Source organism: Clostridium sp. OS1-26 (assembly GCF_030915445.1).
GTDB lineage: Bacteria > Bacillota > Clostridia > Clostridiales > Clostridiaceae > Clostridium_AM.
Window position 1 is genome coordinate 5,270,872 of the sequence record NZ_CP133264.1, and the last position, 17,891, is coordinate 5,288,762.

The window sequence follows — 17,891 nt, forward strand, 5'->3', positions numbered from 1 at the left end:
GGATACAAATTCACTGCGCGTATGTAGCAAAATATATAATGTGCGCAGTGAATTTGTAATTAAACAGTTTTAAATTTATTAACCAAATTATTTAAGTCTTCAGCTAAATTGTTTAATTTTGAAGACATTTCACTAGACTCTGAAATAGTTCCGGTTTGAATATCTATATTATCTGCTATTTTATCTACGGCTAAAGATATCTGAGAATTACTATCGTTTATCAATTCCATATTTGTAGAAAGTTCTTCAATAGAAGCACTTTGCTCTTGAGAGGCTGATGCTATATTTTCAATTCTACTATTTGTATTCTGAATTCCATTTATTATATCTTGGAGTTGATTATATACATCCCCTACCATAATATCTCCCTGCTTTATATTTTCTACTACATCCATAGTAGAACTAATAGTATCACTAATTATTTCTTGAATACTACTTACAATCTCGGAAATCACTTTTGTAGAATTAATATTGTTATCAGCTAACTTTCTAATCTCTTCCGCAACCACACTAAAACCTCTGCCATGTTCTCCAGCTCTAGCAGCTTCTATAGAAGCATTTAAAGCTAATAAGTTTGTCTGATCTGTAATCTGTTTAATAGTATCAACTATTTTTTCTATTTCTTCAGCCTTAATTCCTAACTTCTTGTTTAATTCCACTGTGTTAGAAGATATTTTTTGTATTTTGTCCATTTCCATTTTAGCTTCTAATGCCACTTTACCACTTTGAAATGCAATATCATTTATTTGTTCCGACATACTAGATATCTCTTGTGTGTCTTCGGCCGTGTTATATGATGCTTGTGCTATGTTATCTACTGTTGCTGTAACCTCTTCTACAGAATTAGCTATATTTTCAATATCATTTTTCACCTTTGCAACACTATTATTTATTTCCATTGCTCTATCTTCTATTTTAATGCTACTTTTATTTAAGTTTTTAGAACTATTAGCAACGGTAACAGAATTATTTTTAATATTTTCTATCATTTGAGATAGTTTGTCCATAAAATTATTAAAGGATTGTGCCATAATACCTATTTCATCTCTCGATTTTATGCTTATTCTTTCTGTTAAATCTCCCTCTCCCATTTCCAGGTCTTTGAGAATTAATAACATACTATTAATTGGTTTTGTTATACCTTTAGTAAGTCTTAAAATTATGAAAATCGCTACTACTAATGAAACAGCACCTAATGCTAACGATATTATTAAACTATTATTCATTCTATTAGTTATATTTTTAAGCTCTATATCCATAGAGTTTTTACTATCATCACTTAACTGTTTTGTTTCAATTGATAATTTTGTGGCCATTGGATCAAACTGTTCCATCAATATATTGCCTTGTTCATAGCCTTTATCTATATAAGTATGAGTCATATTAACCCCAATCTCATAAAACTTATCAAAATCACTGTTTATATTTTCAATTCTATCTTTCATTTTTGGATTGACTTCTTCTAATTTCTTTATTGAATCTTTAAATTCTTTTTTGTATTTATCAGCTTCATTAAAGCCATCTTCATTTTTTGTCGCCGATGCATCAGAGAGAAACTGCTGCACTTGAATAATGGACTCATTAATCTGAGTTGAATACTCTACCTGTTTATAAGTAAGTTCTCTAATATTTGTAATACTGTCCTTGTTTTTTTGTATTATATTTATACTTATTATGATATTTGTAAAAAAAGTTATTAAAATGATCCCAAAGGCTATTCCCAGTTTATGCCCTATCTTAAAACGCATTAATATTCCTCCTTAGTATAAAATTACTCTTATTATACACTAATTACTAAAAGTATTAAATAATAGCTTTTATAAATCTATATTGATACTTAAAATTTTACTCGCTTGCTGAGAGAAAATAAAATGGCAAAGAAACAATCCTCTGCCATCTTAATTTTATCATCAATTCGATTCATTTTTAATTACAATATTATCACCATCAGCATCAATATTTATAGTACATCCATCATACACTTCACCAGCTATTATCTTCCTAGCTATGCTTGTTTCCAATGCATTTTCAATATATCTTTTTAGTGGTCTAGCCCCATAAACAGGATCATAACCTTCTCTAGCTAAAAACTCTTTGGCAGATTCTGTAATCTTCATAGTAATATTTCTGTCTTTAAGTCTTTTTCTAACATCCTGAAGGAATATATCTATTATCTTTTTAATTCCTTCATTATTTAATGGCCTAAATAATATTATGTCATCTAATCTATTTAAGAATTCAGGCTTGAATCTTACCTTCATCTCATTCATTACAGCAGCTCTAATATTTTCATCGATTGAGTTTTCGCTCTTGTTTTCTAAAAGATGGCTACCTCCTATATTAGATGTCATTATTATTATAGTATTCTTAAAGTCTATAGTTTTCCCTTTGTTATCTGTAAGTCTTCCATCATCTAAAATTTGAAGGAATACATTAAACACATCTTCATGAGCCTTCTCAATTTCGTCAAATAAAATTACTGAATAAGGCTTTCTTCTAACTGCTTCTGTTAGCTGACCTCCTTCTTCATAACCTACGTATCCTGGAGGCGCTCCTATAAGTCTTGATACTGAGTACTTTTCCATATACTCGGACATGTCTATTCTTATGATATTTTCTTCACTGTCAAATAAATTTCTAGCTAAGGTCTTTGCAAGCTCTGTTTTACCTACTCCAGTTGGTCCAAGGAATATAAAGGAACCAATTGGTCTTTTTTCATCCTTCATACCAGCTCTTGCTCTAATAACTGCATTTGATACACTTCTAACCGCCTCTTCTTGACCTATAACTCTCTTTTGCAAATCCTCTTCTAATCTTAATAGTTTTTCACGTTCTCCCTCTACTAATTTAGACACAGGAATTCCAGTCCATTTAGCTACTATATCAGATATTTCCTGTTCAGTAACTTCTTCTTTAAGCATTGATTTTTCGTTATTTTCTTTCATGGTTTCTTCCTTTTCTTTTATCTGCTGTTCAAGCTTTGGAATAATACCATATTTAATCTCTGCCACTAAATTCAGATTATATTCTCTTTCTGCTTTTTCAAGCTGACCTTTTGCATAGTCTAATTGCTGCTTAAAGTTTCTAACTCCCGTTATCTGAGCTTTTTCCTTTTCATACTTAGCGGTCATTTCATCGTTTTTCCCCTTAAGTTCTGCAAGCTCCTTACTTATAATTTCAAATCGTGCCTTTGACGCCTTATCATTTTCCTTTGATAGAGCCTCTCTTTCAGTTTCTAATTGGAAGATCTTTCTTCTAACCATATCTAATTCCGTTGGAAGAGAATCTATTTCGCTTCTTATCATAGCGCCAGCTTCATCTATTAAATCAATAGCCTTATCTGGCAAAAATCTTCCTTGAATATATCTATCTGAAAGTTTTGCTGCTGCTACAATAGCAGAATCATGAATTCTAATACCATGATGTATTTCAAATCTTTCCTTTAAACCTCTAAGTATAGAAATAGTGTCTTCTACAGTAGGCTCATCAACAGAAACCTTCTGGAATCTTCTTTCCAGCGCCTTATCCTTTTCAATATATTGTCTATATTCATCAAAAGTGGTTGCACCTATACAATGCAGTTCTCCTCTTGCAAGTAAAGGTTTAATAAGGTTACCTGCATCCATGGCTCCATCAGTTTTTCCAGCTCCTACTATGGTGTGGATTTCATCTATAAATAATATTATTCTCCCATTAGAACCTTGTACTTCCTTAAGTACAGCTTTTAATCTTTCTTCAAACTCTCCTCTGTATTTAGCACCAGCGATTAAAGCTCCCATATCTAATGAGAATATTATCTTATCCTTTAACCCTTCTGGTACATCGCCTCTTACAATTCTTTCAGCTAAACCCTCTACTATAGCAGTTTTACCTACCCCCGGCTCTCCAATTAGCACTGGATTGTTTTTAGTTCTTCTTGAAAGAATTCTAATAGTTCTTCTTATTTCTTCATCTCTTCCTATAACAGGATCTAACTTATGCTTTTTAGCTAATTCTACTAAATTTGTTCCATACTTAGCTAGTGCATCATAAGTTCCCTCAGGATCTTGAGTATCAACTCTTTGGCTTCCTCTAACTTGTGATAATACCTTCATAAAATCTGATTTTTGTATATTGAATTTAGAGAGTATATTTCCAACTACACCTTTACTGTCTATATCCATAATAGCTATCATAACATGTTCTACACTTATATAAGAGTCTTTAAAGTTTTCAGCTATAGACCCTGCTTTAACTAAAACTTCTTCTATTCTTCTAGTTGCATAAACTCCTGAGCTTTGTGCACCCTCTCCTAAAACCTTTGGCATTTTATCTAATTGAAGATGTGTATCTTTCTTTAGTTCTTTTAAATTTATCCCCATTTTTTCAAATATATTAGGTACTAACCCGTCCTCTTGATTTAGCAAAGCTGAAAATAGATGAATTACATCCATTTGTTGATGATTATACTTAACCGCCGTAAGTTGAGCCTCATTTAAACTTTGTTGTACCCTTATAGTCATTTTTTCTATATTCATGATTAATTTTCACCTCTTTGTGTTATTACCTTACTCTTTAATAAAATAATAATACAATAGTCAAAGAAAGTCAAAGTATATTTTTATAAAAACATTAAATTTTTATATGATGAAATATGGTAATACACCCCAGATCACAAGCTCGATTTATACTAAGTAGCCCATATAAGTACTATACTTTGTTCAAATTTATTTTAAGCTATCCATGAAATATTAACCAAACTGTCACTAAATTGTAACATAAGAATTATATGATATATTCATACCAAATAATAAACGAATGAATGTAAAAATAAAATTATATAAAAGGAGAGTATAAAGATGAACAGGAAAAAATTAATAAGTAAAATAATGACTGCAGTAATAGCTGGAGGAGTTCTGCTTTCAACAGGAAGTTATGTTTTTGCTAAAAGCAATGTAAATGGAACAACTGGAGCAAATAGAAAAACACAAGAAGCTAGAATAAATAAGAAAAATCCAACAGATAACATGAAGTCAGAACTTGATAAGTTAGTTACCGCTGGAACTATTACACAGGATCAGGAAGCTAAAGTTTTAGACTACTTCAAGCAAAAAGAGACTGACAGAAAAGCCGAAATGGATAAAGTTAAAAACATGACCGAATCTGAACGTAAAACTTATTTTGAAAGCAAAAAAACTACAGAAAAAACTGATTTCTTAAGTGAGCTAGTAACTGCTGGAACTTTAACTCAGGATCAAGCCAATGCAATTAACTCTGTGATTCATCAAGGACCTGGTCAAAAAAGACCTGGTACAAATGCAGAGCAAGCTAAAACTGAGCTTGATAAGCTAGTTACCGCTGGAACTATTACGCAGGATCAAGAAACTAACATAATAAATGCTATGAAACAAGAACAAACTGATAGGAAGGCTGAAATGGATAAAGTTAAGAACATGACTAAGGCTGAGCGCCAAACTTATTTTGAAAGCAAAAAAACTGCAGAAAAGACTGATTTCTTAAATAAACTTGTAACTGCTGGAACCATAACACAAGATCAAGCTACTGCTGTACGAAATGCAATTCATCAAGGCCCTGGCAGAAGAGAAGATGGAGCAAATCCGGAAAGATTTAAGACTCAACTTGATAGATTGGTTACAGCTGGAACTATCACACAAACCGAAGAAACTAACATTTTAAAGTATTTAACAGACAAACAAACTGATAGAAAAGCTGAAATGGATAAAGTTAAGAACATGACTGAAGCTAAACGTAAAACTTACTTTGAAAGCAAAAAAACTACAGAAAAAACTGATTTCTTAAGTGAACTTGTAACTGCAGGAATTATATCACAGAATAAAGCTGATGCTATTAAAGCCACTATGCCTACTCCAAAAGATCATAGTGTAAAAATTAACTAGGAATTTGTTTAAAAAGCTCAGAGATTAAATTCTGAGCTTTTTAGTGTTATAAAATTTTCGTTATAACTATAGTAATATTTTAACACTATTTTATATCGTACTTCTCCAATTTCCTATAGAAAGACATTCTAGGTATTTTTAATTTTTTAGCCGCTTTACTTTTATTATTATTGCATTCCACCAAAGCATTTAAGACCATTTCTTTCTCCATGCGCATCAAAAATTCATCTAATCCCAACTCATTTACATCATATTTGCTCTTAACTGCAGTTTTTAATATATATTCTGGAATATCTGCTTCTATTATATTAGCATCATCAGCATTAACGCAAATTCTATCAATTACGTTTTTCAATTCCCTTACGTTTCCAGGCCATTCATAGTTTACTAGCATGTCAATAGCAGGTTTAGAAATTTTTCTAAACATTCCAGAATGCTTATAAAAGGAATTTAAGAATTTATCTATGAGTACCTCAATATCACTTTTTCTTTCTCTTAAAGGAGGTATTTCTATAGTTAATACATTAAGCCTATAATATAAATCTTCTCTAAATTTTTCTTCTTTAATTAACTGCTTTAGATTTCTATTTGTAGCACAGCACACTCTTACATCTACAGGAATTGTAGTTTTGCCTCCTACCCTAACTATCTCTTTTTCTTGAAGAACCCTTAAAATTTTAACCTGCATGAAATAGGGCATATCCCCTATTTCATCTAAAAATATAGTTCCTCCATTGGCAACTTCAAACTTACCTATACTCCCACCTTTCTTAGCTCCAGTAAAGGCTCCTTCTTCATATCCAAATAGTTCAGACTCTAGAAGATTTCCAGGAATGGCGGAACAATTTATACTTATAAAAGGTTTATTCTTTCTTAAACTTTCATTATGTAAGGCATGGGCAAAAAGTTCTTTACCTACACCACTTTCACCTGTGATTAGCACATCTAAATCTACTTTCGCAAATTTTTCAACTTTCTTTTTACACTGTATCATATCCCTACTTTTTCCTATAATATCACCCAGCGTATACTTTGCTTTATTGAATTTTGCTATATGATTTTTATACAATTTTAATTCTTTATCAAGTGCGTCACATTTTTCTATAATTGACTTCATTTCAGTTATGCCTTCAAAAAGAACCATTCCAAATCCTCCAACTACTTGTCCTTCATCATCTAGGATTGGAATTCTATGGACAATAGCATCCTTACCATTAGGAAATTTGTGCTTTATCGCAATGTCAGCTTTTTTATTCTTTAAAGTATCCATGAATTTTGAAGTTGGATTTATATCCGTTACGAGCTTTCCTATCATTTCTTCTCTAGGAATCTTTAGAAAATCAGCAAAAACTTTGTTTATATAAATCATTTTTCCATCCTTGTCCAAAAAATCTACCGTAATTGGTATGTTTTCAAAAGCCTGATAGCAAAAATGTAAAAACTCTTTGGAATGTATAAAATTTGACATTCATATCCCCCTTAAAATTCTATCATTTATATGTATCTTTAGATGACATGCCTTTTATATGCAATTTTTCATTAAGTATAGCAAAAAAATTTTCACATAACAATAAACCTTATTAATTATGTGAAAATTTTATATTCTAATCTAATTTATACAGAAAGATTATTAGTTTTCTTAACATCTATTAAACGTCCTAATATTACTGTAAAAATTACTGCTAATATTAACCCTGCTATACCAGAGTACCAGATTATATTATAACTCTTAGTAACATCGTATATATATGCTCCAAGGTAAATTGCAACGGCTGCTCCAAGGGATCCAAAAGTTGCCATAACTCCGCTAACTGTTCCTAAGCCTTTACGTCCAAATAAATCCGCAGCTAAAGCACTAAAAAGTCCATAACATCCTGTATATGAAAGCCCTGCTACAAAAACAAAAGCATAAGTCATTCCCATAGAAGTAGCATTTATTAGCATAAACCCACCAACAACTTGAAGTGATAAAGCAATAATTATTGCTTTTTTACGTTCTATATAGTCTGAAATTGCAGGCCATGCTAACATAGATATAACATTTAAGAACATAGTAGCTGCCAGTGCATTAGTTGCATCGCCTTTACTTATGCCGTTATTAACTAGATGTGGAACTTGGTGCACAGCCTGTGCCCATCCGTTTCCTGCCATAAAAAAGTATGCCAAAAACAGTGCCCAAGCTTTTGGTGATTTTAAGACTTTTACTAAAGTCCACTCCTCTTCATAATTATCTATAGGCTTTGAGGTTGTATTTGCAGCAGCTTCTGCAATAACTTCTCCATCAGGACTTAATCCTAAATCTTCAGGCTTATTTCTCATTAATAACAATGCAGGTATTATTACAAGCACCCAAGACATAATGGCCATAATTCTAAAAGTACCTCTCCATCCAATTGTATTAAGCCAATCTTTGGATAAAACAGTGAACAAAGCACTACCTAGTGGAGATGCTGCTAATGCTATAGCAAGAGCACGGCCTCTTTTTTTAACAAACCAGCGACTTACTGCAGTTGGCCCTGGAACCATGCCCATACATGTGCCAGCTACTCCTAAAATAACACCATAGCATAAATAAAATTGAAATGGAGTTTTTATTACAGTCAAAAGATAATATGCTGTGCCTGTTAGAAAACCTCCAAAAGCTAGTGTAGCTTTTACACCTATTTTATCCATTATACGTCCAGTAAAAGGAACTACAATAGCATATATAAACATATTAGCTGATAAAGCACCAGCAACCTGTGCTCTTGTCCATCCTAGATCCTTAAGCATAGATAGCTGTATAACTCCAAAAGCTCCCTTTGTACCGTAAGTGATCCCTACAGAAAGGAAAGCTACAAGGACAATCCACCACCCATAGAAAATTCCTGATTTTTTATCCATAATCAAATCCTCCAATCCTTTAAAAATGTACTACCAAATCATATTCTTTTTTGCTTCAAATCTTAGCCAATCTCTGAAATCTGGATGGGCAATATTAATTAAAGCAGTTACCCTATCCTTTACAGATAGCCCTCTAAGCCATGCCACTCCATTTTCTGTAACAACATAATCTACATCATTTCTTGATAAACTTACAATTGAACCAAGCTTTAAAAAGGAACTATCTTTGAAATTGTTTCTTTTTTACCTTCAGCATTAGTTATTGTAGTAGTTGAATGCATAGCTATAATAGATTTTCCATCTTTAGATCTCTGCGATCCTAGTACAGTATCAGCTTGTCCTCCAGTTCCTGTATATTGTATGTTTCCTATGGATTCTGAACAGCACTGCCCAGTAAGATCAACTTCTAAAGTAGCATTTATAGAAACAAATTTGTTGTTCTTTCCAATTATATAAGGATCGTTAACCCAGGAACCTGATTTAAATAAAACCGTTGGATTGTCATCTAAATAGTCATAAAGTTTTTTATTACCAAAAGCAAAGGCGCATACTGACCTACCATTATAGAATCCTTTCTGTGAGTTATCTACAGCTCCACACTCTATAAGCTCTGCCATAGATTCCGTAAACATTTCTGTATGGATTCCAAGATGTTTTTTACGCCTTAATTCTGCTGCTACTGCATTTGGAATGTTTCCTATTCCAAGTTGAATAGTAGAACCATCTTCAACAAGCTCTGCAATATTTTCTCCTATTTTTCTGTCCACATCTGTATAAGGTACCAGCTGCACCTCTGGAATAGGACGATTTGTCTCAACAAGCGCTTCTACTTCGCTAATATGCACAATATTATCTCCAAAAGTTCTAGGGTAATTGGAATTAACCTCACATATTAGTACTGCACCATTTTCTATTAATTCTCTTTCATATATATTGCTTATGGAAAGTGATAAGTATCCATGCTTATCCATAGGAGAACAGGTTGTAAATAATACTTTTCTCCTATCTTGTATTCCATGTAACTTTTTCCATACCGCTATATGAGCATGTTGTGGAGTGCAAGTAGCATTCCCTCTTTTTGAGCATCTCTTAAGGCTTTAGTAAAATACCAGCCATGAACAAATATATTATCCTTATATTGAGAGTTGTTTATAAATTCATAATTTTTCATTGGTAGGCAATTTTGAAGTTCAACACCAGTTATACCATTAGCACTTATAGTATGCAGTTCATCTAGCAATGTTATAGGCTCTGCTCCTGCCTGAGCAACAAATATCACATCCTTAGACTGAATCAAGTTCAATGCTCCCGCTATATTCTTTACTTTACTGTTATAAATTTCCTGTACATTTTTCATTTTAAATACCTTCCTCTCTATAATCTATTATTACTTATAAATTATTAAACTATTTTAAACTCTTCATTGCAGCAGCTTAAAAATCCAAGAACCAATGAAGAAAATTCATAAGGTTTCTCGTACATAGATGCATGACCTGCACCTTTTATTACTACCATTTTTGCACCTTCGATTTTTTCGTATATTTCTTCTTGAAATCTTACAGGCAAAAGTGAATCATACTCTGCACCAATAACCAAGGTTGGTACCTTTATTTTATGCAAATTGTCTCTTACGTCATATTCTAATGAGCTGTTATTAAGCCTTCTAAATCCCTCATACCATTCAACAGTGAGAGCTTTTTGAAATAACTTTTCCCTATCCTTCAACCACTGTATATTGTCTTGGTAAAATTCTGAGGAATATATATGAGGCATAGTAGCATTAAAGAAAACAGAACCATCATGAGTAGCTGCTGCCATATCCCAACTTGCTCCTATATCTTTTAATCCATTAAAAGTATAGCTAGTGGTATTAGCAAGTATAAGACTACTTAATCTTTCTTCATACTTTATTGCAAACTGTATAGCGACTTCTCCTCCATAGGATACGCCTATCATGTTAACCTTTTCAAAGTTCAGCTCATCAAATACTTCTTTAAGAAATTCAACATGCATACTTTGAGTATATTTTTCTTCAGCCCTATCAGATTGACCCATATCAATAAAGTCTATTAGAAAAAGCTTATAATTTTTTGAAAAAGCCTTTATGAATGGACTCCAGCTTGCAGTACTCATCATTATGCCATTTAATAGTACAAGAGGTTCTCCTTCTCCATAGCTTTCATAATAAATATTCTTATTACGAATTGAAATTTTGGTCATATTACCTTTCCTCCCTTGTTATTTTTTATATATAATTAATAAGCAAAATGTGTGCCACTGCATATTCTAGATATATCAAGGCTTCTGAAGACTTTTTGCAACAAAATGGTACATGTAAAATTATAGTGCTCTTCAAAACTTTCTAAAATCACATGTACCCTTTACTTTATAGCCATACTATCTCAATAAACATGCCAATATAATTTTAAAATGTATCAACAAGATACATATTGCTCGCTACTGGTACATCTACATATAAAATTCATATGTATACTTGCAATCGTATCTGCTGCAATTTCAATACTTTCTTAAACACTGACCTCAATAATGGACATTGAGTTGAAAAACTCCTATGGTAGAATGAACTGAATTTTGAAAAGCGGACAAGGAAATAAAAAATCCCCTATGATAGAACTAAATTTAATCTATCATAGGGGTAAATTTATGTCTGAGAAAAAGAATTAGTTAATATATTTCATTATATTTTACAAACCAAAGAATTTATCCTTTAATCCTATTATACATATTTCTAAATTAGCAGTATAATAATTGTTGTTATTAACTTTAAGTATGCTTATAAAATTGCATTTTTATGGAAAGGAGTTATTCAGATTTTGCTTACTAATTATATTGGTACACTTTATAAAAATAAAACAAAAATATGTCTAAATAATGTTACCTCTGAATCTGTTCATCTCGGAATACTTCTTGCAATAGTTGGAGGTTTTTTGGATGCTTATACTTTTATTGGAAGAGGTGGCGTTTTTGCTAATGCCCAAACAGGAAATATAGTGCTATTGGGAGTAGAAGCCTCAAGAGGAAACTGGAGGCAAGCTCTTATGGCTCTTCCCCCTATTTTGGCATTTATATTAGGAGTAATAGTTTCCGAATGGGTAAAAAAAAGGTCTCCCATACCTTTTATAAAAGATTCGGCAAGGGCTATCTTGATCCTTGAGGTTGTAATTCTTTTTATTATAGGCTTTGTACCTAGTAGTATTCCAGATGAAGTGGTAACTGTTACAATTTCCTTTGTTTCTTCGCTACAAATATCTTCATTTAGGACGCTAGTTGATTCTCCATATAGTACAACCATGTCCACTGGTAACTTGCGCTCAGCATCCTATGCAGCTTATATTGCTTTCACAGAAAAAGATTGTAAAGCAGCTATTCGATCTCTTCGTTACTTTACGATCATATTATCATTTTTATTGGGAGCTTTTTTAGGTGGACTGCTCACATTATCTATTGGAGTTAAATCAATATGGGCAGCATCTTTGATATTAATTTTTTCGATTATTCTATTTAATATAGATGAACGTAGAGCCAAAAAAACCCTTACCTAATAAGTAAGGGTTCGGATTTTGTCCTTAATCTTCTACATTGTATCTATAAATTTTTTTCACCTTTTCCCGTAATTTATACTCTTCAATCTATTTTATCATAGATTATCTAAAGATTAGTAAGCTAATATTAAAGTTATTGTATTTAATAATTTACGATTTTGCTAAATGTATAAGTAGCTTATAAATGTAAATAGTAATAAACTTACAAAATTATACGCATTAAACTTACTCAAATATATTTTATTTTTTCCCTCATTTTCATTCACATATATTTCATATGATATAAGGCTTGCAAGTGAAGCTATAATAGTCCCCATTCCTCCTATATTAACTCCTAAAAGTACTTCTCTCCAGTTGTCTGTGAAATTCGATACCAGTATAGAACAAGGTACATTGCTTACAACCTGACTGAGAATTATAGAAGAAAAATAAGGCATACTCGGTTTTTTTAAAAACTCCTTTAGATATACCCGTATAAGCTCTATATTAGAAATATTACCAATAAATATAAAGAAACATATAAAAGTAGCTAATAAAAAATAATCTACTTTCTTTATAAGATACTTGTCCATACAGACTATACATAAAAAGAGGTAGAGACAGCTAGGAATAATGATATAACAAACACTTTTTCTTTCTTTAGTTTTTCAATAAATCTATATACTTTAATATCATTTGTAGTACAGTATTTCATATATGTCACTCCTTCAATCAAAATACCCTTTCATATTATACAAATATAAGTTGTTATTTACAATATTATAAATATATTAAGCATCATTTTTTCGTTTACTTTTAGTTTTAGTTAACATAATATAGTAATTGTTAACTTATAATTATTTTTGTCCAAATAATTTTGTAGACATATGTTACCTCACACCTTAGAATATAATAGTGAGTTTAAGTACAACAAGAACAGAGACGGAGGTTAAAGTCCTAAATGGACTTTAACGGGTAATTTGGGTAACTTTTGAGCGGAAGCGAAAATCTTAAGTTACTCAGTGCCCGAAGGGGAACGAGCAAAATTACCCAGTGTTCCGACTAAAAGGAGGAATATTTTATGCTACAATCACATTTAGGAGTATTAGCTGCACTTGCAACAGCTGTATGTTGGACAGTTACTGCAGTTGCCTTTGAATCTGCTGGGAAAAAAGTTGGTTCTTTATGTGTAAATTTGATAAGACTTATTATAGCCTTTATACTGCTTTCAGTATTTAATTTTTTCACTAGGGGAATGCTTTTACCTATAGATGCATCAAGCTATACATGGATATGGTTGCTCTTATCAGGCTTAATAGGCTTTGTTTTAGGAGATTTATTTTTGTTCCAGGCCTATGTAGAAATTGGTTCACGTATATCTCAATTAATAATGTCTATAGTACCACCAATAACTGCAGTAACAGGTTATATATTAATGGGAGAAAAAATAACACTATTAGGTTTTGTAGGAATGACTACAACAATTATAGGTATTGCCCTTGTAATATTAACTAAAGGTTCCGATGACAAGAAAATTACCTTTTCTCATCCTATAAAAGGATTGACATATGCTTTTTTAGGAGCATTAGGACAAGCTTTTGGGCTTGTTTTCAGCAAATTTGGAATGGGATCCTACAACCCTTTTGCTGCTACTCAAATTAGAATTATAGCAGCAATCTTTGGCTTTTGCATTGTTGTTACAGTAAAAAAACATTGGGAAAATGTTTTTACAGCGTTAAAGAATAAGAAAGCTATGAAAAACATAACTATTGGATCATTTTTCGGCCCATTCATTGGCGTATCTTTATCTTTGTTAGCTGTTCAGCATGCACCTACAGCTATTGTCTCAACAATAACCTCTATAACACCTATACTAATAATACCAGCATCAATCTTTGTGCTTAAGGAGAAAATAGTCCCAAAAGAAATATTCGGTTCTTTTATTGCTCTAATAGGTGTTGCATTGCTATTTCTATAAGAATAACTAGATATAAAAAGCACTATTTCTAAAACATAATTTTAGAAATAGTGCTTTTTCTTTATATAATTTATATTAATTTAAAAGTTATATGGATCTAGAGAATCAATCCCATTATGATTGTATTATAATAAACTCCATTTATATAATTTTCTTTCTTTAATATACCTTCTTCTTCAAACCCAACTTTCTTATATAAATCTATTGCGCGATGATTATCTTCTCTAGTTAAAAGGCTTATTTTTTTAGTTATGCCATTTGAACTTGCCCATTCTATAAGATAATCCATAATCTTTCTGCCTAAACCTAATCCACAGAATTGCTCTGCAATAGCTATTCCAAAAGTTCCTATATGTTTACATCTAGCTTTTTGATTAGAAGTAATAGATGCTATACTTATTATTTTATCATCAATTGTTGCTACCAATATTATTGAATTATTTTCTTCTGCTGTAGATTCTATAAACTTTTCATAATCTTTCAAAGGCATTTTAAACTCATTTTTCCCAAATGAAAGAAAATCAGTTTCTCCTCCTGCCAAATTGTGAAAATCTATCATAGATTGGGCGTCTTCCTTTTTAGCTTCTCTTAGGGTGACTTCTTGTTTATTTTTTAAACATAATTTTTTCATATCCCTTAATCTCCCTTAAAATAGTGTTAATATAATTTTACTATTACTTAATAAATTTCACAATATCTGTAATTTTTATTGAAAATAATTTTACCTAGTAAAGATTATTTATTGCACAGCACAAACAGGTGTTCCCTTTGTTTTTTTTATATGATATAATAATGTTCATATGAATTTAAACCATTTTTACTTTTGGAGGTTAAAGTCCTAAATGGACTTTAACGAGCAAAATTACCCGGTGTTCCGACTAAAAGGAGGAAAATACGGATGGAAAGAGTTATTCTACATGTAGATATGGATGCTTTTTTGCTTCTGTTGAAGTTATAGATAATCCAAAGTTAAAGGGAAAACCTGTTATAGTTGGAGGGATTTCAGAAAGAGGAGTAGTTGCAACCTGCTCCTATGAAGCTAGGAAATATGGTGTAAGAAGTGCCATGCCTGTGTATATAGCTAAGGCACTTTGTCCTAATGGAATTTATCTTCCTACAAGAATGTTTAGGTATAAAGAAGTATCTGAAAAAATATTTCAGATATTTTATGAAATAACTCCCTATGTGGAACCACTGAGCATCGATGAAGCTTACCTTGATATTACTGAATTAAAAAAAGATCCTGTTTCAGTAGCTATGTATATAAAAGAAAAAGTTAAAAACGCTACAGGACTTACTATCTCTGTAGGGGTTTCTTACAATAAGTTTCTTGCTAAACTTGCTTCCGATTGGAATAAACCAAATGGTTTAAAAATTATAACGGAAGATATGATACCAAAGATCCTCTTACCTTTACCTATAAATAAAATCTACGGATTAGGCAAGAAATCCGCTGGGAAACTTAATGCCATAGGTATATTTACTATTGAGGAATTATATCACCTTCCAGAAGAACTTTTAACTGAGTTTTTTGGTAAATATGGTGTTGAAATATATAAGCGAATTAGAGGGATTGACAATAGAAAAGTAGTAATCTCTAGGGAAAGAAAATCTATCGGCAGGGAGACTACTCTTAGAAGTGATACTAATGATAAAAAAGAATTAGAGGCTTATATAAAAAGCTTTTGCAGCTCTATATCTAAAACTCTAATAACTAAAGGTTTAGGCGGAAAAACTATAACTTTAAAAATAAAGACCTCAACCTTTGAAAATCATACTAAGAACAAGACTTTACCAATACATATATCAAAGGAAAACGATATTCTAAGAGAGGCTTTAGAAATATTATATTCTATAGACTTTCAAGAAAAAATTAGACTTATAGGGGTGTCTGTTTCTTCATTAGAAGAAACAAAACTTCAGCTGCTTACTTTATTTAATTCTGATTTTTAGTGACAAAGATCGTAAGAAGCATTTATGTCTACTCCAGTAGATCATGATTTAAAATTAGCTAGTATTTCTAAAAAGCTCAGAAATTAAATTCTGGGCTTTTAAATATTTTTATTAAACTACTATTTATCTAAATCTTCATTTTTCTTACATTCTACGCATAAGCTATAAATGTAAATTAAAATTTGGAGGTTATAGATGCTTATTCACGTAGTAAAGCCAGGTGATTCACTCTGGAAAATTTCAAATTACTATTATGTACCTATAGAAAAAGTAATAGCTGTTAACGAACTTCAGAATATAAATCAGTTAGTCATTGGTCAGGCTTTAGTAATTCCAACAGAAGACTTTTTGTATACTGTAAAATCAGGTGAATCTTTATGGAGAATTGCACAAACCTACGGGATCACTGTTCAGGAAATTATAAAAGCAAATCCAAATGTTAATCCTAATTCTATCTATCCTGGCATGAAACTATATATACCTGCACGCAGACATACAATTAGTCCAGGAGAGACTCTATGGGAAATTGCACAAGATTATGGAGTTTCTCTCGAAGCTTTGTTACAAGCAAACGAAATTAGTAATCCCGCTATGGTATCTCCAGGCACAACGATAGTTATTCCTCGCACCCAAAAGCCTAGTATATATGTAAATGGATATGTATATGATTTTAGTAATCAAAATATCTCAACTATAGAAAAAGAAGCTAGGCATTTAACATATCTAAGTCCTTTTGCATATAGAATACGAGAAGATGGAAGTCTTGAAACAATCGAAGATGACGCAGTTATAAGACTAGCTTATTCTGTAAATGCGGTACCAATGATGTCTATCACAAACTTTACCTCCACTGATCTTGGTCAAAATCTTGCTCATATTGTTCTATCTAGTGTAGATATTCAACAGAATTTATTTACAAACATAATTAATATAATGAAAACAAAAGGATATAGAGGTATAAATATTGATTTTGAAGGTGTACTACCTGCTGATCGTGAACTCTACAATCAGTTACTTCAACGTATGGTAACTCGCTTGCATAGAGAAGGTTTCTTTGTTTCAACTGCCTTAGCACCAAAAGTTAGTGCAGAGCAGCAAGGCACACTATATACAGCTCATGATTATGCTGCACACGGAAAAATTGCTGACTTTGTTATACTTATGACCTATGAATGGGGATATCGACTAGGGCCACCTCAACCAATTTCACCATTAAATGAAATAATACGTGTTCTAGATTATGCAGTTTCTGTTATTCCAAGAGAAAAAATTTATTTTGGTTTTCAATTATACGCTAGAGATTGGCTCCTTCCTCATGTACCTGGTCAGGAAGCTGAAACTTTCAGTATGCAAGAAGCTGTATCAAGAGCAATAAAATATAATGCTGCTATAAAGTATGATTCGCTATCACAAACACCATATTATAACTATACAGATTCTCAAGGAAGACAGCATGAGGTATGGTTTGAAGATGCTCGCAGTGCTCAAGCAAAATTCGATACAGTAAAAAGTTATAATTTGGGAGGTATAAGTTATTGGGCACTAGGTTTCCCATTCCCACAAAATTGGGCTTTACTTAGAGATAACTTTAAGATTAGGAAACTAATTTAGAATTTAACTTATAGGTTGTCATTCCAG

The 17,891-nt window shown here is 31.7% G+C and carries 12 protein-coding genes and 2 pseudogenes; 5 read left to right on the plus strand and 9 right to left on the minus strand.

Annotated features, from left to right (window positions below; all coding sequences use genetic code 11):
• Positions 1–59: 59 nt before the first annotated feature.
• Both RCG18_RS26075 and clpB read right to left on the minus strand, forming a co-directional pair.
• Complete coding sequence (locus RCG18_RS26075; protein WP_308038877.1) at positions 60–1,748, minus strand: methyl-accepting chemotaxis protein; 1,689 nt, start codon at positions 1,746–1,748, stop codon at positions 60–62.
• Between the two features lie 162 nt (positions 1,749–1,910).
• On the minus strand, positions 1,911–4,517 hold the full coding sequence (gene clpB / locus RCG18_RS26080; protein ID WP_308038878.1) for an ATP-dependent chaperone ClpB: 2,607 nt from the start codon (positions 4,515–4,517) through the stop codon (positions 1,911–1,913).
• 321 nt (positions 4,518–4,838) lie between these two features.
• Between clpB and RCG18_RS26085 the strand changes: the two genes are divergently transcribed.
• Positions 4,839–5,897, plus strand: a complete 1,059-nt coding sequence (locus RCG18_RS26085) for a hypothetical protein (protein WP_308038879.1) — start codon at positions 4,839–4,841, stop codon at positions 5,895–5,897.
• An 85-nt stretch (positions 5,898–5,982) separates the two neighbouring features.
• On the opposite strand, the gene RCG18_RS26090 is transcribed toward RCG18_RS26085, so the two are convergent.
• From RCG18_RS26090 to RCG18_RS26115, 5 genes and pseudogenes are all read right to left on the minus strand, one after another.
• Positions 5,983–7,365 carry a sigma 54-interacting transcriptional regulator gene (locus tag RCG18_RS26090; RefSeq protein WP_308038880.1) on the minus strand — a complete coding sequence of 461 codons (1,383 nt, stop codon included), beginning with the start codon at positions 7,363–7,365 and terminating at the stop codon, positions 5,983–5,985.
• Positions 7,366–7,511: 146 nt separating this feature from the next.
• Positions 7,512–8,780, minus strand: a complete 1,269-nt coding sequence (locus RCG18_RS26095; RefSeq protein ID WP_308038881.1) for an MFS transporter — start codon at positions 8,778–8,780, stop codon at positions 7,512–7,514.
• 30 nt (positions 8,781–8,810) lie between these two features.
• A pseudogene (locus RCG18_RS26105) lies at positions 8,811–9,751 on the minus strand (acetyl-CoA hydrolase/transferase family protein).
• 65 nt (positions 9,752–9,816) lie between these two features.
• A complete protein-coding gene (locus RCG18_RS26110) occupies positions 9,817–10,137 on the minus strand; it encodes a hypothetical protein (protein ID WP_308038883.1) in 321 nt (106 codons plus the stop codon).
• Positions 10,138–10,181: 44 nt separating this feature from the next.
• Positions 10,182–11,000, minus strand: coding sequence for an alpha/beta hydrolase (locus RCG18_RS26115; RefSeq protein WP_308038884.1), 819 nt, complete (start codon positions 10,998–11,000; stop codon positions 10,182–10,184).
• Positions 11,001–11,629: 629 nt separating this feature from the next.
• On the opposite strand from RCG18_RS26115, the gene RCG18_RS26120 reads away from it, so the two are divergent.
• A complete protein-coding gene (locus RCG18_RS26120; RefSeq protein WP_308042121.1) occupies positions 11,630–12,343 on the plus strand; it encodes a YoaK family protein in 714 nt (237 codons plus the stop codon).
• Between the two features lie 161 nt (positions 12,344–12,504).
• On the opposite strand, the gene RCG18_RS26125 is transcribed toward RCG18_RS26120, so the two are convergent.
• Positions 12,505–12,915: a citrate transporter gene (locus RCG18_RS26125; protein ID WP_308038885.1), complete on the minus strand. Its 411-nt coding sequence runs from the start codon at positions 12,913–12,915 to the stop codon at positions 12,505–12,507.
• 488 nt (positions 12,916–13,403) lie between these two features.
• Between RCG18_RS26125 and RCG18_RS26130 the strand changes: the two genes are divergently transcribed.
• Positions 13,404–14,300, plus strand: coding sequence for a DMT family transporter (locus RCG18_RS26130; RefSeq protein WP_308038886.1), 897 nt, complete (start codon positions 13,404–13,406; stop codon positions 14,298–14,300).
• A gap of 97 nt (positions 14,301–14,397) precedes the next feature.
• On the opposite strand, the gene RCG18_RS26135 is transcribed toward RCG18_RS26130, so the two are convergent.
• On the minus strand, positions 14,398–14,931 hold the full coding sequence (locus RCG18_RS26135) for a GNAT family protein (RefSeq protein WP_308038887.1): 534 nt from the start codon (positions 14,929–14,931) through the stop codon (positions 14,398–14,400).
• 267 nt (positions 14,932–15,198) lie between these two features.
• Between RCG18_RS26135 and RCG18_RS26140 the strand changes: the two are divergent.
• Positions 15,199–16,253: pseudogene (locus tag RCG18_RS26140) on the plus strand (DNA polymerase IV).
• A gap of 195 nt (positions 16,254–16,448) precedes the next feature.
• Entirely contained in the window at positions 16,449–17,864 is a 1,416-nt protein-coding gene (locus tag RCG18_RS26145) for a LysM peptidoglycan-binding domain-containing protein (RefSeq protein WP_308038888.1), read from the plus strand.
• The last annotated feature ends 27 nt before the right edge of the window (positions 17,865–17,891 follow it).

Bases quoted from the DNA above. Each gene is read 5' to 3' on its own strand.
- RCG18_RS26110 (WP_308038883.1), bottom strand. From the start codon at position 10,137: ATGAAAAATGTACAGGAAATTTATAACAGTAAAGTAAAGAATATAGCG.
- RCG18_RS26090 (WP_308038880.1), bottom strand. From the start codon at position 7,365: ATGTCAAATTTTATACATTCCAAAGAGTTTTTACATTTTTGCTATCAG.
- RCG18_RS26075 (WP_308038877.1), bottom strand. From the start codon at position 1,748: ATGCGTTTTAAGATAGGGCATAAACTGGGAATAGCCTTTGGGATCATT.
- clpB (WP_308038878.1), bottom strand. From the start codon at position 4,517: ATGAATATAGAAAAAATGACTATAAGGGTACAACAAAGTTTAAATGAG.
- RCG18_RS26145 (WP_308038888.1), top strand. From the start codon at position 16,449: ATGCTTATTCACGTAGTAAAGCCAGGTGATTCACTCTGGAAAATTTCA.
- RCG18_RS26130 (WP_308038886.1), top strand. From the start codon at position 13,404: ATGCTACAATCACATTTAGGAGTATTAGCTGCACTTGCAACAGCTGTA.
- RCG18_RS26095 (WP_308038881.1), bottom strand. From the start codon at position 8,780: ATGGATAAAAAATCAGGAATTTTCTATGGGTGGTGGATTGTCCTTGTA.
- RCG18_RS26125 (WP_308038885.1), bottom strand. From the start codon at position 12,915: ATGGACAAGTATCTTATAAAGAAAGTAGATTATTTTTTATTAGCTACT.
- RCG18_RS26135 (WP_308038887.1), bottom strand. From the start codon at position 14,931: ATGAAAAAATTATGTTTAAAAAATAAACAAGAAGTCACCCTAAGAGAA.
- RCG18_RS26085 (WP_308038879.1), top strand. From the start codon at position 4,839: ATGAACAGGAAAAAATTAATAAGTAAAATAATGACTGCAGTAATAGCT.
- RCG18_RS26115 (WP_308038884.1), bottom strand. From the start codon at position 11,000: ATGACCAAAATTTCAATTCGTAATAAGAATATTTATTATGAAAGCTAT.